Below are 16,992 nucleotides of genomic sequence, written 5' to 3'. Positions count from 1 at the left end.
TATGAGGAGGGAGAGTGGTTGCTATTGAGCTTGCTCTTGGGAGCTATTTTGATTTGAGCTACGTGGATCAATAGCCTTAAATTGTGGTTTACAGCTGTAGATTAGTAGGGCACTAATGGCTGTTAGGCCAGATAGGAAATAGAAAATGCCTGATAAGTTTATATGGGTGGCAATAAAACCTAAGAGGGCAGGGCCTAAAAGTAAGCCTGTATAGCCACAAATAGAAAGGAAAGAAATAGCAGGTACTAATGGCATATTCTTTTGTGCGCCTGTTGCTGAGGTGGTAAGCGGACTAATATTAGACATACCAATACCAATAGCAAAGAAGCATAAGGTGATGATGTAAATATTGGGTATGAGAACCATAATAAATAGGGCCACAATCATCATCAGGGCACCAAAGAAAGCACAATTAAAGGTGCCTAATAATTTAATCAAGCTCTTGGAGAAGAGACGACATAAGAGCATACAGGCTGCTACTATACAATAGCCATAGGAGGCAAAGTTTAAAGGTACGCCTGCATCTTTGGTAACGTATAAACCTGACCAATCTAAAATAGCACCACCAACCATATAGGTAAAAGCAATAATTAAAGCTAGAGAAATGACTGGTTGTACTGGGCGTACAAAGGTCTTATTTTCCTTTTTGTCAGCTGACTTAATAGAAATAATGACAGGAATATAGTAGGCAGAGGCTACATAAATAATAGAAATCAGGCTTAAGATGGCCATTGATGGGGCAACATTTAAGGTTAGTAAGAACATCATCATTAGTGCTCCTACTACTTCACCCATAGAGTAATAGCCAAATAATACTGACATCATCATAATGCGATATTTCTTTTCGATATAGGCAGCAAACACATTGATTACCACCTCTAAACAACCAATAGAAATACCAAAGACAATGAGTGCGCCAAACACTATTTCATAATTAGGCATTAACGCCAGCAAACAAATTGAGGCTGCGGTGGTAAAGCAAGAAATAGCGTAAGTTAGTTTAAAGCCTATCCATTGGAGTAAAAAGCCTGAAATTATCATGCCTGATACTGAGCCAATACCAAAGGATAACACTAATAAAGAAATAGCCTCAGTAGAGAGAGATAAATGGTCTTGGATAATAGGAATGAGCGGAGCCCAGCAAGCAACAGCAAAGCCGCAGAGAAAATAGCCAATACGAGTGACATAGACTTGGTGCCTTGCAGAAAGCCTGCGCATATTATCCTCCATCAATTTAATCTAAAGATAAAGCAAAAGAGCGCAAACATTATTTGCGCTCTTTTGCTATTGGTTTTTTAAAATAAAGACCTAATAAATTAGACGGCTACCTGATCGCCTTGGTGCTGATCTTTTTCCAGCTCACCTTCTAAGTCCTTATTAACAATATTAGCTACAGTAGCATCTGACCAAACATTAACTGCAGTTTCAATCATATCAATCACTGCATATACAGGTAAGATAATGCCCATGAGTAAAACTGGAACATTCATAGAGCTTAATAAGGAAATAGTTAAGAAGTAGCAGCCCATTGGTACACCTGCATTACCTACAGCAGCAATAGTAGCAATGAAGATCCAGGCAATTACGGTACCTGTAGTGATCTCAATACCTGCATTTTGCATTAAGAATAAAGAGGTGATTAAGATAAAGCCTGCGCAACCATTCATATTAATGGTGGTGCAAATTGGTAATACGAAACGTGCTACCTTTGGATTAACACCGCAATTGTTCTCAGCTGAGGCCATAGTAACTGGTAAGGTACCAGCAGATGACTTAGAGAAGAAGGCCACTGCTACAGCTGGTAACATGCCACGAGCTACCTTGAATGGGTTTAAACCACGTAACACTAAGAACAAAGGTAAGATGATAAACATCTGAATTAAGTTGGCGCTGATTACTACGCTAAAGTAAGAGGCCACCGATCCTAATACTACACCATGCTCAAGCTCTGTTACTAATTTAGCGGTAAAGCCCATAATACCAATTGGTAATACGGCAATAATCCACTTAATGAGCATAAAGAGCACATCTTGAAGTCCTAAAATACCATTTAATAAGGCATCACGGCGCTCATTTTTAGGCATTACGGCTAAGGCAATACCCACAGCAGCAGAAATTAATAATACTGATAAGACATTACCAGCAACAAAAGGCTGCAAAATGTTATTTGGAATAACACTAAGAATGTGGTCTAAATAAGTGGTTTTCTGAATATCACCAATATTAGCAGTACCTGCAATTTCAGCTGGCACATTAGCAGGGGCAATGATCTTATAAAGTAAAGCACCTACAATAGCAGCCACAATAGTAGTAGCTAAAGTGTAGAAAATAGTTTGCTTAAAGATTCTGCCTGAGCTTGAGTCCTTGCCTAACTTAGCTAAAGTGGAAATTAAAGCTAAAGCAATAATAGGTACGGCAATAAAAGAGAATAAACGAGTGAAGACAGAGGCAATAAAGTTCATGAGCTCGTTTAAGCTTGGGTTATTGATAAAGCCAAAAGCTACACCCAATACCAAACAGAGAGCATAAAAAGCAGCATTAATTAAGCGGCGCTTCTTTTCTTCAGGGCTTAACGAAGCTCGAGCAGCTTCAAGAGTCGAGGTCTGTCTTTGATTTGTCATAAATTTTCTACATTATGTACTTGATAAGCCATGCAAGCGCAAAAGCACAATATATAAGAACACTTAGCACTTTTATTGAACCAAGTCTATATAAAGCTGATGGCACCAGCCCGTGACTTACTAGCAGGGATAATGTCTCCTAAAAAATTATTAAGTGGTACAACAAAACTTTTTACTAAAAACAATTAGTAGTTTGCTGAAAAACCTAAGGTTGCCAAGACTAATGTTGTTAGCTTGTATCTTAGTGATGCGCCTATGCGCCTCAGTCTAAGATGTGCAACCTGCCATTGGTTAGTTTTCCTAAGCTAAAAAAAATAAAGCTTAATAAAATTAACCCCTCACTGGATTAATTGGCCTGCATAATAGCAAACAATGAGGAAAAACTTAAATTTTTCGCCAATAATAAATACCAATGAGCCTAGAAAGCAGTCAGCTAGAAAAAAAGTGAGAGTTAAATCAAACTTTTTAGCGACTGCCTAAATTTTTACCATAGACAGACCCAATCTCCAAGCCTTGCTCCAAAAATACCAAGCATTTGGCGCTTTTTGCTCACTTTTTGCACTTTTATTGAGATAAATGAGCAATATTAGGTGTGCTAGTGTGCTTTTTAGTTAAAAAGTTCGAATCAGCACGTTAGATCATTGCTCATATAAATATTGTCAGCTAAAAAAATTCTGTTAGGATTGATGGAAAACTATTTTAGACAAGTACGTTAGGAGTATTGTTAGTAATGGAAAATTTTGTTTTTCATACCCCAACTAAGGTTCATTTTGGTAAGGGCACTATTGAGTCATTACACGATGAAGTAGTTGCTATCGGCAAGAAAGTATTATTAGTTTATGGCGGTAGCTCCATTAAGCGCTCTGGCTTATATGATAGTGTGTTAGCAAAGCTTAATGATTGTGAAATTTTTGAGCTCTCAGGTGTTGAGCCAAATCCACGTATTACCTCAGTACGCAATGGCGTTCAAATCTGCAAAGATAAGGGCGTAGAAGTTGTGTTAGCTGTAGGCGGTGGCTCAGTATTAGATTGTGCTAAGGCCATTTGTGCTGGTGCCTGCTATGAAGGTGATGCTTGGGACTTAGTTCTAGACTGGAACAAAGTAAAAAAGGCACTACCATTAGTCACCATTTTAACTTTATCAGCCACAGGCTCTGAGTTTGACTATGGCTCTGTAATTTCTAATTTAGAAACTAATGAAAAGCTTCCTTTAATTAGTGATCACATCTACCCTCGTGTTTCTATCTTAGATCCACAATATACTTATTCTGTACCAGCTAATCAGACTGCTGCTGGCGCTGCTGACATCATGTCTCATATTTATGAGCAGTATTTTTGCAAGGATAGCAATTTAGTATCTGATGGTATTTGTGAGACCATTTTGCGTACTATTATTGCTTGCGCTCCTCGCTTATTAAAAGATCCACAGGATTATGATGCTCGTGCTCAAATGATGTGGGCCTCTTCTTTAGCCTGTAATGGTATTTGCTCTTTAGGTAATGGTATCCGTCCATGGCCATGCCACGGCATGGAGCATGAGCTTTCTGCTATTTACGACATTACTCACGGTGTAGGTTTAGCTATTTTAACCCCACATTTAATGCGCTATGCCTTAAATGATGATACTGTTGAACGCTTCTGTCATTATGGCAAGGCCGTATTTGATATGCCAGAGCAAGCAGATCGTTTTGCTATGGCTAACGAGGCTATTAACAAGACCGAACAATTCTTTACCTCCATTGGTCTCCCTAACAATTTAACTGCTTTAGGTATCGATGATAGCCACATTGATGAAATGGCCGAGCACTGCATCAAATTCAACCCAGGCCTCGATCAATGCCCTCGCCCTCTCTACCTCGAGGACGTAAAGCAAATCTATCGCAACAGCCTCTAAACCAACCCAAACCAACTAAACAAAACCAAACTAAACTAAACCCAGCTAGCTTTCGCCAAAGCTTAAGCTTAAGCTTAAGCAAAAGCTAAAGCTAAAGCACACCAGAGCCATTAAAGGTATAAGTGAGCTCCAAACCAGCCTCCACTAATACCAATCTTGGCAAGGCCAAGCTTTGCCAAGCATCGGCCAAAGCCCATACTAGCTAGGTTTACATACTAAAAGACCTCATAGGCCTAAAAAGCCCATGAGGTCTTTTGTTTATTGGTTGATTTATAGCGCCCCAAAACACCACAGCCCAGTCCAGTCCAGTCCAATCTAGTCCACTTCGCTCCAATGCAATGCAATGCAAAACAACTAACCAGTCCCATAGCTAACTTAATACAACAGCAAAAAAGTAGGCACCATCTTTTATTCCATTAAGATTAAGCTTGCAAACTAGCTATTAAAACGGGGCAGTAGGAGCAAAAAACATGATTTAATTACAATTTAAGCAAAAATACTTGCATGGCCGAATAGATATTAATACAATGCAGGCCAGATAGTTGACATCTTTTTTCACCTCCCAACTATCCCCAGTTATCTATTACGTTTTCCCATGATTTCCTAATTAAGAGTATTGAGCTTTAATTATTCTATTTTTTTAAAGGAAGCAATGGTAGTTCTGGTAAGGGAAAGCAGATCTCAGGACAGTTAAATAGTCTTTTAATTTCATCTAAAACAGCATTCATAGATCTTAACTCTTGAATCTGTTTTGTTGTATTTTTGGCCTTTTTAATTAAATCTGGATTATTCGATAGTAGCTTATAAGAATCATTGATTTTTGATTCAACACCAAAAGCAAATAAAACAAGATCTTTATAAAGTTGACTAAAACACGAGAATTTCTCTAATCGTCTAGTAGATATTTCCATATTAAAACTTAAAGACAATGATCGCCTAAATATAGACTTAAGTAATTGAGAGGTTAGGCTAGCCCAAACAAAAGTTAAAGATAAGCTTTTGCTTGTTGTCTTAGCTGCCCTTAAATTGTTATATCCTTTAAGATCACGGAAAAATAACTCAATCTGCCATCTTAGCTTTAGTAAAGCCTTTATGATATTGCCTGTTACACAGGATGGTATGTTGGTTAAAATAAAGCCACACTTACCTTTATGAGGATCAAAAAATCTTATTATGCGAACAATAATATTGTTTTGCATCATTTTAGTATTACCATTAGAATCCACAAAGGCAGTTTTATCCTTGCCTTTAAGAGCAACCTTCATATCAATATTGATGGTTTCTGGTAAATTTTTAATGCTTTTAAGGCTTTTTCCTGCTAAGCTTTTATCAATAATTCCGTTTACTTTTGCTTCTAAAATCGTACCTGAAGTATTTGAGTAGCCCTTAATAATAAGTAATGCCCCTGCCTTTGTAGCTTCATCAAACAATTCATACTTTATATACCCTGCATCACAAATATGGATACACCCTTTTTGAAAACATAGATAGTTACGCTCATTTGCTGTTGCGCTAGTTATTGTTAAAGAGGTTATTGTCTCGGCAGTTAAACTTAAGGCTGTTTGCAATCCCATTTGAGCTGATTGCTTAGAAGACGATTTTCTTGTAGCTGGAAAATCATTGCATAGAGAGCTATGTACTATTTTGTAGCAGCCATCATGTAAGACTATATCGCTTATCTCAAATCCTAAACAATTAGATAACTCAGATTTAAGCTCGCATATTTTTTCACGATTTGAATCAAAAGGATGTTTTAATAACTTCTCAAAGACAGTACGCATCAAAACGGTTAATCCTGGCTTATATATTTGAAAGTCAATATCTTTTGCAGAGACTTTTACCCCTCCAAGCTCAGGATATTTTTCAATGTATAAGTTGTAATAAGAGGCTATTTCGCAAATATCAAAGCCATTATCTTGACCGTCTGAAACATTTCGAATCGAACACAAAGTTAAAAGAGCCATAATAAGAGCTTCAGGACATAACTTACGTACTCTTTCTATAAAGCCGACTTCCTTAGAAAGTTGTCTTATATCAAATGATTTGATGATATTAAAAAGTTCTTGAGTTTTGGCTGGAAGTAATTGACAATTGAACATGGCATAACCCCTTTTTTTCTGTGTATGTTTGGTTATGCCTTCTATAATACATAAAAATTTCTCCCTTCTCATAATAAGTTATTTGTCAGCTTTTTTAGCTTGACCGTTCTTAATTAGGAAATCATGACGTTTTCCATTCTCTCTTCATAAGAGAAATCCTGGCTACTAAAGACCTTTGGTCTTATGCACTATAGTTGCTTTGAGCCTATCTTTAGCAACTCTAATCATTTTCTTCCCATATGATATTTGGCCTTTAGGCCAATTACAGTAGTCTTAGGATAATAATAATATGAGTCAACAGAATAATAAGGAAAGAGCTAAAACTAGCTCTAGCTCTAGCTCAAGTAAAGGTTCAGAATTAGTATCTGCTTTATTTGGTTTATTACTAATCGCTGCCTTCTTTGGCTATTTTGTGTGGCTAAATGGTGGCACCTTTGCTCATAGCGCTAGCCGCATCTACAACTACATTACCACCCCAGTGACTTCGCTTGCTTCACAAGGTGAGGTAATTGGTAAGTTGCCTGTGGTTAATTGCACTGGATCTTACATCAATACCCAGCTAATCCCTTCTGAATTAGACATAATAGCTGAGGACTTTTTTGGCCCAGAAGAGCCTTTAGAACACACCAAGCGTTTTTGTAAGCTAAGCACCAATACGAGCTTTACCTCCTTCATGGTAAGTTCTAATTGGAGTGAAATTAATCGCTTTGAGGGCCATGATAATGCAATCATTAAGCTCCTTACCTTCTACAACAAAGAGTCTTTAGAAAATCTTAATTTAGCCTATCGTCTTGGTATCTCACAAAAGCAATATTCGCTTTATATGTTTGACAAAAAGAATAGGGCAGTATTTTTAGGCTCAGCAACTGATGGCCCTTCCATGTTGTTGTATACCTTCACTTGGATCGTTAATGCCCCTCAAAAAATTGTTAGTGAAGCCTTAGCTGTAATTTTTGCCTCCAAAAGCTTTAAGCAATTTACGGGCTCGCATACAGGCTCTTTTTGTGTGTTCGTAGTATTAGCCTTGGACTTCTTAGTAGGTTTAGTTGGCTACATACTCGACTTATGGCTAGCCCTTGGTAATGCTGTAGTTGGTGGTATTGTTGGCCTGGTAATGCATCCTCTTAATAGCTTATGCTCAATTTTAGGCATGGTGTATTTTGGTGCTTTTGCCATTTGGTCAGGTTTCATTGAAGTGTTGTTTGCTATCTGGCAAATCTTCTAGTCTCACAAGCAAGCTGCAACTATTTTAGTTGCAGCTTGCTCCTAGCAGCTTGCAGCTTTCAGCTTGCGCCTTGCAGCTAACACCTTGGGTACCCAAACTATGATTTCTTTTCCTCAAGCACTAAAAATTTGTATTATCAAAAAGCCTTTCAACTGGAAAGATCGTGCCTCTCGTTCTGAGTTTTGGTGGTTTTTTCTTTTTATGAATTTGATTTCTATTTTTATCTCGCCATTGGCTGAAATAAACAGTTCGACGAACATGATAATGAGTTTTTTTAGCATTCCATTATTGTGGCTTCATACCATGGTGTCTATTAGACGCATGCATGATCTAAACAAAAGCGCTTGGTGGTTGTTTGCCCCATACCTATATTTGCTACTAGCAATTATTATTTTAGCTTTAACTGTTGATCCATGGGCAGATGAAAAATCACCTGTTCATATAGTGCTAATTCTAGGTGTGTTTGCTGTACTTATCTATTTTTTGGTGCTGTTGTGCTGGTTCTGCAAACGTGGCACTGTAGGTGCAAATCGCTTTGGCCCTGATCCTTTAGAGCTTGATTTGCTCTCCACACATAATAATTTTGCCCAATACAATCAAAGCCAACAGCCAATTAAACCAACCATGAGAACCTCTAACCAAGTAGAGAAAGGCTTCAACCCAACTAATAATGGCTTCAACCCTAACCAGCAGGGCTTTAACCCAGCTGACAATGGTTTCAATCCAGCACAGCAGGGCTTTAATCCAAACAATAATGGAGGAGATGGCAAGTAAGCTCAGAGTGATAGGAGCTCTGGCATAAAGAATAATTAAGCCTCCATATCAGATTTATCTTACTTAAGTTAAAGCGCTAGCCTTAGTAGTTGTTTGCTGCTAAGGCTTTTTAGTGCCTATTAGTGCCTAAAATTTGGCTGCTGCAAAGAATTAGAGAGCTTGGTAAGGACAAAAAACTACTAGTGCACATAATTGGTGCAAAATAAGGAAAATGAACAAAAACTAAAAGCTAAATCACCTTTTTAGTAGGTAGACAATTGCGTATTAGCTAAACTACCTTAATAATTATTTAGGTATTCGGTTTAGCTTTAGCTTTAAGGAGTGCTCTTTAGGAATGACTTTTTTGCAAGCTATCACTCAAGCTTTTATTAAAAAGCCATTACACCTTACAGGACGTGCCTCACGTGCTGAGTTTTGGTACGTGTTCTTATTGTTTTTCCTAATAGAGCTAACAGTCATATTCATAGTGATCGCAGACATAGTCTATATTGATGAGTTTTGGAGCTATCTGACCTGGGCAATTACTGGCTTTATGTTTGCATTAACAGTTAGACGACTACATGATGTGGGCAGAAGTGGATTATTGGTGATCTTTCCCGTAATTCCAATCCTGATAGATCTAGTCGTAGGTGTAGGCTATGAGTATGGCTTTATATACCAAATTGTAGATGATGATCTTGGGTCAATCATATTAACCCCACTTAATATTATTGCGTGGGTAGTTAGTTTCTATATTTTCTTTTTAACTTTGTGTGAGGGTAATAGAGGCCCTAATAAGTATGGCCCTGATCCTTATGAGGGATTAAGAGTTTTTGCTGAGGAAAATAACAATAACAATAGGCACTTTGACTTTGAGTTAGCTCAAGAGCTCTTTGATCAAGAGCAACTAAGAGCAGCTAACAAGTTTCATGGCTATTCGTCTTATGTAGCCAACAACAAATAATAATACCAACCCCATAAATGATATGTGGTTGTTCTAGGAAAAAATGAGCATATCTAAAAAAGTGAAAGAGCTGTAAGCTTTCCACTTTTTTAGCTAAAACTGAGGAGAAAAAACATGCTTACATTCGTACAGGCAGTTAAAATCTGTGTCTTTAAAAAACCTTTCAATTGGAAAGATCGTGCATCACGTTCAGAGTTTTGGTGGTTTAACTTATTTGCTTTCTTAGTTGAGCTGGCACTAGGTATTCTATCTGTGATTCCTATCTTAGGCATAATTGTAGGTTTTCTAGGCTTCTTTGTTTCTATTGCCCTATGGTGGCTCTCTTTAATGGCAAGCATTCGTCGTTTACATGATAAAGATAAGAGTGGCTTTTTCCTGCTATTACCAACTGGTGCCTTATTATTAATCTTGGTCATGTCGATGATAGTAGTGTCAACTCGTTCTGAGACCTTAGCAACTATTACCTATATTACCTTCATCTTACCTTTTGCTGCCTCAATTTATCTCTTAGTGTTGTTTGTCACCCGTGGCACTATTGGTCAAAACCGTTTTGGTCAAGATCCTTTAGAGATTGATTACTCTGATATTACTAACGATTTCTCTTTCCAAGAGGCTAAGAGAATGTTTGGTGATGCCCGCAACCAACACCGCAACAGCAATAACCAAAACTACAACAACTTTAACCAAAATCAAGGCGGCTTTAATCCAAATCAAGGCTTTGACCCAAGCCAAAACAATGGTTTCAACCCAGCTAATAATGGCTTTAATCCAAATCAAGGCTTTGACCCAAGCCAAAACAATGGTTTCAACCCAGCTAATAATGGCTTTAACCCAAATCAAGGCTTTGACCCAAGCCAAAACAATGGTTTTAACCCAGCTAATAATGGCTTTAACCCAAATCAAGGCTTTGACCCAAGCCAAAACAATGGTTTCAACCCAGCTAATAATGGCTTTAATCCAAATCAAGGCTTTGACCCAAGCCAAAACAATGGTTTCAATCCATCAGAAAATAGCTTTAAGCCAGATCCAAACAATTATGATCCAAACAAAAACTACGGTTTTAACCCTAATGCACAGAATGATCAGAACAACCAAAATAAGCAATAGGGTTGGACTTAAAGCTTAATACTATGTAGAAGCTCAGTATCAGTAGAGCTTTTAACTAAATAATAGGCCTAATGTTTGCACTACAACATTAGGCCATTTTTTTTGTAAAACGGGTCAAGCATTTGCATAGTGTTATTGGTTAACTCTCAGTCCACTAGTGAGTAGCTTGTGAGTTTCAATATCAAACAAACAGGAGCAAAAGCCCAAAAGCCCAAAAGATAAGCAAAATGGCATAAGAGAGCCTTTGCTGCTCGCATCACAAAACATATTTTGTCAATTACGACAAAGAAAAGATATATAGATTTTCATGGATGTATTACAGCAAATTTGACCATTGGTAAATTACCAATTGTTGCTCAAAGCCAAATTGATAATGAAATCTTGGCATAAAACCGCATATATATGTGCTTTTCGGCTGATTTGCTAGGCAAAAGTCTAATTTTCACTATGTTTGCTGTTACTGAGTTAAGCAACCAATAGCAAACACATTCATGACAAAAGATTTAAAATGCAAAAATAATAGTGGTTAAATGCTTCTTTAAGAGAATAAATCTAGCAATAATCTAAATTATTACAAAACAAGCATAATAAAATCAGCTGTCAATTATAGTAATCACCTGTATTGATAAAAAACTAAAACTTTATGACAATAAAATATTGCATTGTCAGTTAAATAGTGTATAATTTGTTTTGCCACAAACGCAGGTTCTCTGTAAGCTAAACAACTGATGTGAACTGACTAGCTTACCTAAAGGGAACCTGTTTCAATTTACCTCCCCTTAAAAACCCCTTTCAACGCAAGCTAACAAGCTAACAAGCTAACAAGCTAACAAGCTAACAAGCTAACAAGCTAACAAGCTAACAAGCTAACAAGCTAACAAGCTAACAAGCTAACAAGCTAACAAGCTAACAAGCTAATGGCCCTTCTTGAGTTCGATATTGCACCTGTTTTGTTTTTTAAAGGCTACTGACTGCTAGATTTTGATGCTACTTGTTTAAAAAACATGGTAATTGGCTCCTTGGTATTAGGAGCTTTATGTTTGTTTCTGAGGCATAAGGAGCTGTCATAATTGCGATAGGGCTGGTCAATTTTAAGGTTGCCACTTTCCATGAGAAGGCGGGCAATTTTGCTTTAGAAGTTCCCGTTTTTTATATGGTGGAGCAAAGTAGTAGGGATTTGCTCTGGTTGGGTATGCCTATTTCTTTTGGTCATTAGGGCGAATTGTGGGATAATTTAGAGCAAGCTATAGCTTTAGCATCAAGGGCTTTTGATGATAGTACTCAAAAGCTGTTAATGGCATAAGCTAAGGGCAAAGCGGGTAGTTTACTGCCATGCCCAGCCAGCAAGTAAAGCACTGCCACCCTGAATCTGCATTGCACGGCACTGCATTGAATTGTATTGTATTTCATTGCCGTATATTGCGTTATGAGGCAGAGTAAGCCGTGGCTAGGGACGGCATGCTTGCTATGGCATGGGTATGCCATGTATGGCGTGTCGTGTCATATCATGTCATGTCATGTTGTGTCATAGCGTTGCATGGTATGGCAGCAGGGCAAGAGGCTAGATAATAGGGGCAGAGCCTGATTATTTGAGCTTTAGGCTGTAGTGCTTGTGCTAGTGCCAGTGTAAGCAGTAATAGTAGTAGTAGTTTTAGATGTGAGGATTATTGATTATGGCTCAGGCAAAAGATAAAAATGCGGCAAAAGAAGCTAGTAAAGATAGTTATTTAGTGCCTGATTTAAAGCCTGGTCAGTATCACGTTAATGAAATTGTAATTAAGCGTAGCCGCTTTATTACTACTATTGCTCATACTGCTAGTGTTGATGAGGCTAAGGCTTTTATTGAGGAGATCTCTTTGCAATATAAAGATGCTCGTCATAATTGCTTTGCTTTTAATGCTACAGCTCCTAATTCCACTGCCTATTGTGGCTGTTCTGATGATGGCGAGCCTAAAGGTACAGCAGGTCAACCTATGCTCAATGTTGTATTGCATTGTGGAGTAGGTGAGTTAACTGCCGTGGTAACACGCTATTTTGGTGGCGTGCTCTTGGGTACTGGTGGCTTGGTAAAGGCCTATCAAGGCTCAGTACAAGAGGCCTTAATGACTTTGCCAACTACAGAGCGCATGATTGCTGCTAAGCTTAGCTTAGGTATTGAGCATCGTTATATTCCAAAGTTCCAATATTTATTGCCACGTTATCGAGCTACTGTAGTTAAAGAAAACTATGCAGAGGTGGCATATTTTGATGTGGTCTTACCTTTACATGAGGCAGATAATTTAGAGCGTGAGCTCATTGATCTGACCAAAGGCTCTTTAAAGATCATTGCCAAGTCTTAGAGCGCCTTGGTGTATCTTAGCGAATCTCAGAGCGTTTTAGTGAGGCTTAATGCGTCTTAAGGCTACTACTTGCATCGTGGTACGTCTTAGTAAGTGCTAAACTGGTGCAAAATTAGAATAATCTCTTATTAAATGCTTGGTTTTGCCCTGCAATAGTTCTTTGCAAGGGCTAGTTGTAGTTTTTGCCTGGCCAAAATCAAATTAATTTGGCCTTTTGCTTAAATTTTTGCTATCTTTGAGACAAGTTTTTTGGTTTAGTTCAGCTAAGAATAGCAAACTATTATTCTTAAGTAGGTATTTAACTTTACCTTAATAATTCAATTACCAACACACAAACACCTCTAAAAGCCATCATCTCCCAATCAGACATTTATAGACATAAGAGCTGGGTCAAAGACAATGCGTTCTTTGGCTTAGTATGCTCATGTCTAAAGATTGGTAGTAATTTAGGATACAAGAGAGCTAATATTTGCCAGCATGTGTTAGAAAGCAAACTTAACCAAGCATTGAGCTTAAAGATTAGTGCAAGTTCAGAAGCTTGCAGACACATTGCTTATCTAAAAAATCTGTCCTTACAAGTACCAAAGGAAAGATAAGAGGAAACAAGGCCATGGCCAAAGATCTAAGAATGGATATTACAGGATTAAGAGCAATTGCCGTCCTGTCTGTGACTATATATCATTTAGTTCACGTTTTAACTCCAGAGTTTACCTACTTTAGAGGTGGCTTCTTAGGTGTAGATATTTTCTTTGTGATCTCAGGTTATTTGATGACCATGATCATCATGAAGGGCTTATCTCATGATAATTTTAGCCTCTATGACTTCTACAAGCGTCGTGCCCAGCGTATTTGTCCTGCCTTAATGGTAACAATTGCTGTCTTTATGATTTTAGGTTACTTGCTCATTGGAGTTAGTGATCTTAAGCGCATGTGCTATGAGGCTTTTACTGCCTTATTCTTTGTCTCTAACATGTACTTTGCCCAAAAGACTGATTACTTTGCTAATTCAGCCTTAGACCAAGCCTTTTTACATACTTGGTCATTATCAGTAGAATGGCAATTCTACATGTTCTATCCTTTGCTCTTAATCTTGCTCCGCAAGTTTATGAGCACTAAGTCCATTGCTCGTACTGTTTTAGTTTTAACCATTTTCTTCTTAATCTTTGCTTGCTATTTAACTAATAACTTCCCTCGCTACTCCTACTATATTTTGCCATCACGTGCCTTTGAGCTCATGTTTGGTGCTTTAGCTTATTACTATCCTTTAAGCTTCTTTAGAGGTGTAGCCAAGGGCCATCTCTTACCAGAGACCTTACGTGCTCGTATTTTAGCTATTACTCCATTAAGAGCCGAAGCAGCAGGTCTTATCATTATCTTTATTTCCCTTGCTGTCATTGATGATGCTCATGGCTGGCCAACTTTATGGGCAGTAGTGCCATTATTTGGTACTTACTTATGTATTGCAGCAGATAATAAGAAGTCCCTCTTACGAAATATCGTTTTTCAAAAATTAGGTCTATGGTCTTATGCTATTTATTTAGCTCACTGGCCGTTAATAGTGTTTATTACCAAGCTAGGCTTTAATGTTTGGTGCTTAGAGCTGTTAATACCAATCTTTATCTTGGGTGTGCTCTTACACTACTTGGTCGAGCGTCGTCGTAATTTTGGTTACGTATTTTTAGGCAGCTATTTTGTAGTTGCTTTATGTGCTTGGTATATTTCTATCAATGGTGCTAAGTTCCGTTTAGATCATGAGGTTACTCGCTACGCTCAATATGGCGGACATTCCGTGCCTTTTGAAGGAACAATCAATGCTATTGGTGATTTAGAGCGTAAGCCAGATTTTATTTTAATTGGTGATAGCTTTGCTCGTCATTATGCACTTGATTTAATTGATCGTGGTTTGCATGTGATTACTGTTTTTAGAGATGGTTGTTATTCTTGGTTAAACTACGTTAACCGCCGCTCTGAGGGTCATATCGATGAAAAGTGCGCTATGCGCTATAGTGAGGCTAAAAAAGCGGTAGATAAATATCCTGATCTGCCTATTGTAGTAGCCCAAGATTGGCCACGCTATCAAGGTAGCTTAGTACGTCGTTCTAATGATTTTCAAGTACCTGAGCATTTGTTTGAAAAGGCAGTTAAGCGTGATATTCAATCTATGGCTGCACGCTTTAAAAATCGTAAGCTCTATATCATTGGCACTCCTCGTCAAACTGTGTTTGATGTGGGCAGTACCTGTATGTATTTACATGCTTTGCAAAATCCTTTAAGCCGCTTTATTCGTGCTCACTTTACCTGCACTAAGAGCAAGGAGTTAAATGCCATTCCAATGAATGATTTCTTGCAAAGATCGGTGCTGGAACTACCACAAAATCAGCATTTAACTGACAAAGACCGTCCTGTTAAGTACATTGATCCTAATGAGGCTATTTGTGTTGATAGTAATTGTGAAATCTTAGTAGGCAAATACATTCCTGTTTACCAAGATGGCTTACATTACTCATGGGCAGGCTCAGTAAAGATAGTTTCTTATATCTTGTCTCAAATTGGTGTTAAGCAAGGTAAGGTCAGAACCAACTTTGAAGACGAAGTAGTGGGTCAAACCCCACAAGGTAAAGACGTGGATGAGGAAGAGGGCTACGCCGATGGCCCCTTACTAAACTCCTCCCAAGCCCCAGCCCCTGCCCCAGCCCCTGCCCCAGCTGCTCAAGCAGCTGGCACAGAGGCCGAGCCAGCAGCGGCGGCAGCTGCGACTAGAGCTACAACCACTCCAGAGGCTGCCTCCAAGGCAGTCTCAGAAGCTGCCACTAAAGTAGCTCCTAAAGATGCACCACAACCTACAGCCACAGAGGCTCCAAATTTGGTCAAAAAAGAGTCTCAGTCTAATCATAAGGCCCCATTAAGTGAGGCAACTAATACTCAAGATAATTTAACTTCTGTATCTAATGCTCTACCATATGAGGTAGAGCCTGACAATAATGCAATAAAGTCAGATACTCACATTGATGCAACTGCTGCCATTACTGCCCCAGCTGCTTTTCCACACACTCAAACTCAAACTCAAACTTTAGATCCAGCCCCAGCTTTCGTAGATTTGGAATTGCCAAACGAGCTTGCCAAGGAGCTTAATCAGGATTTAGATTCAGAATTGGCCTTGCTCTCAGCCACAACCACCGCTACTACAAAAAATCAGTCCTCTGTTTTCTACCCTAATGAAGAATACAATAAAGAGCATCTTAATTTTTCTTCTGAGCAAAATGTATTCGTGGTACATAGAAATAGTAATATCTCTAATCCTCGTCTACATTTAGAGCACATGTACAACGCTAAAAAATACCAAGAACTTAGACCACAGCTAGAGTGTTTGCAATTTGCGCATGAGCACAAACAAGAGGATATTGATAATGTAAGTATGGCTCATCATATTGGTGAGCAAATTTCATATTTGTACTCACAAATATCATCAGATCACGATAGACCTCAATTAGCTGACCCTCGCGAGGAGTATAAGTATTTTGAGGAAGTTAAGAGTACCAAGTGTAAGCTCAAAGACAAGCAACATTACCTAACTCCAGAGGAAATTCAGCACCTTGAGGACTTAGGTCTCCTTGGCAATTATAGCTAGAGCTATGCTTGCTTATTCCAGGTCAAAACAACATTAAACTCAAGAACATGAAAAAGCTGTTCTCCCCAGCTCACAGCTAAACATCGAATTATAAGCACTTATGTGTGCTACATAGCAGATGGCTATATTGCATGTAAGCTGCGCTGCTGGAATTTTTGCTTAGCTAACAGCTACAGTTCTAACAGCCTCTGTTCTAAGCTAAACAGCCTTGGTGTTCGGTGCTGTTTTGCAGCGTTTTGCCATGCTGTACCACACCTTACCTTATCTTGCCTTACTGTACTACACAGGGTCGCAAAGTAGCATCAAAGTGGCGTTAATAGGCAGTGCAGTGCAGTGCCGTAATGTGCCATGCCGTGCCGAGC

Annotated in this window: 10 protein-coding genes; 7 read left to right on the top strand and 3 right to left on the bottom strand. The window is 38.5% G+C overall.

The annotated features are described in order from the left end of the window. Positions 1–21: 21 nt before the first annotated feature. Both MXE38_RS03230 and MXE38_RS03225 read right to left on the bottom strand, forming a co-directional pair. Positions 22–1,218 (bottom strand): MFS transporter, encoded by a 1,197-nt coding sequence (locus tag MXE38_RS03230; RefSeq protein ID WP_246911246.1) that lies wholly within the window; start codon positions 1,216–1,218, stop codon positions 22–24. 98 nt (positions 1,219–1,316) lie between these two features. Further along, positions 1,317–2,621 carry a dicarboxylate/amino acid:cation symporter gene (locus tag MXE38_RS03225; protein WP_246911243.1) on the bottom strand — a complete coding sequence of 435 codons (1,305 nt, stop codon included), beginning with the start codon at positions 2,619–2,621 and terminating at the stop codon, positions 1,317–1,319. 730 nt (positions 2,622–3,351) lie between these two features. Here MXE38_RS03225 and MXE38_RS03220 point away from each other — a divergent pair. Next, positions 3,352–4,515, top strand: a complete 1,164-nt coding sequence (locus tag MXE38_RS03220) for an iron-containing alcohol dehydrogenase (RefSeq protein WP_246911232.1) — start codon at positions 3,352–3,354, stop codon at positions 4,513–4,515. Positions 4,516–5,147: 632 nt separating this feature from the next. On the opposite strand, the gene MXE38_RS03215 is transcribed toward MXE38_RS03220, so the two are convergent. Continuing rightward, the gene (locus MXE38_RS03215; RefSeq protein WP_246911225.1) at positions 5,148–6,686 is read right to left on the bottom strand and encodes an IS4 family transposase; all 1,539 of its coding nucleotides are present in this window, start codon (positions 6,684–6,686) and stop codon (positions 5,148–5,150) included. 217 nt (positions 6,687–6,903) lie between these two features. Between MXE38_RS03215 and MXE38_RS03210 the strand changes: the two genes are divergently transcribed. The 6 genes from MXE38_RS03210 (at position 6,904) to MXE38_RS03185 (ending at position 16,630) form a co-directional block, all read left to right on the top strand. Further along, on the top strand, positions 6,904–7,839 hold the full coding sequence (locus MXE38_RS03210; protein WP_246911224.1) for a hypothetical protein: 936 nt from the start codon (positions 6,904–6,906) through the stop codon (positions 7,837–7,839). 99 nt (positions 7,840–7,938) lie between these two features. Next, positions 7,939–8,613 (top strand): DUF805 domain-containing protein, encoded by a 675-nt coding sequence (locus MXE38_RS03205; protein WP_281503138.1) that lies wholly within the window; start codon positions 7,939–7,941, stop codon positions 8,611–8,613. Between the two features lie 334 nt (positions 8,614–8,947). Beyond that, positions 8,948–9,556, top strand: a complete 609-nt coding sequence (locus MXE38_RS03200) for a DUF805 domain-containing protein (RefSeq protein WP_246911223.1) — start codon at positions 8,948–8,950, stop codon at positions 9,554–9,556. 114 nt (positions 9,557–9,670) lie between these two features. Then, positions 9,671–10,663, top strand: a complete 993-nt coding sequence (locus tag MXE38_RS03195; RefSeq protein ID WP_246911222.1) for a DUF805 domain-containing protein — start codon at positions 9,671–9,673, stop codon at positions 10,661–10,663. A 1,673-nt stretch (positions 10,664–12,336) separates the two neighbouring features. Further along, the gene (locus tag MXE38_RS03190) at positions 12,337–13,002 is read left to right on the top strand and encodes a YigZ family protein (RefSeq protein WP_246911221.1); all 666 of its coding nucleotides are present in this window, start codon (positions 12,337–12,339) and stop codon (positions 13,000–13,002) included. A gap of 610 nt (positions 13,003–13,612) precedes the next feature. Further along, a complete protein-coding gene (locus MXE38_RS03185; RefSeq protein ID WP_246911220.1) occupies positions 13,613–16,630 on the top strand; it encodes an acyltransferase family protein in 3,018 nt (1,005 codons plus the stop codon). Positions 16,631–16,992 lie beyond the last annotated feature (362 nt).

This window comes from Anaerobiospirillum sp. NML120448 (assembly GCF_023050945.1).
Taxonomy (GTDB): domain Bacteria; phylum Pseudomonadota; class Gammaproteobacteria; order Enterobacterales; family Succinivibrionaceae; genus Anaerobiospirillum.
Note: the sequence above shows the minus strand (reverse complement) of the source record. Positions and strands in the feature narration are given on the sequence as shown.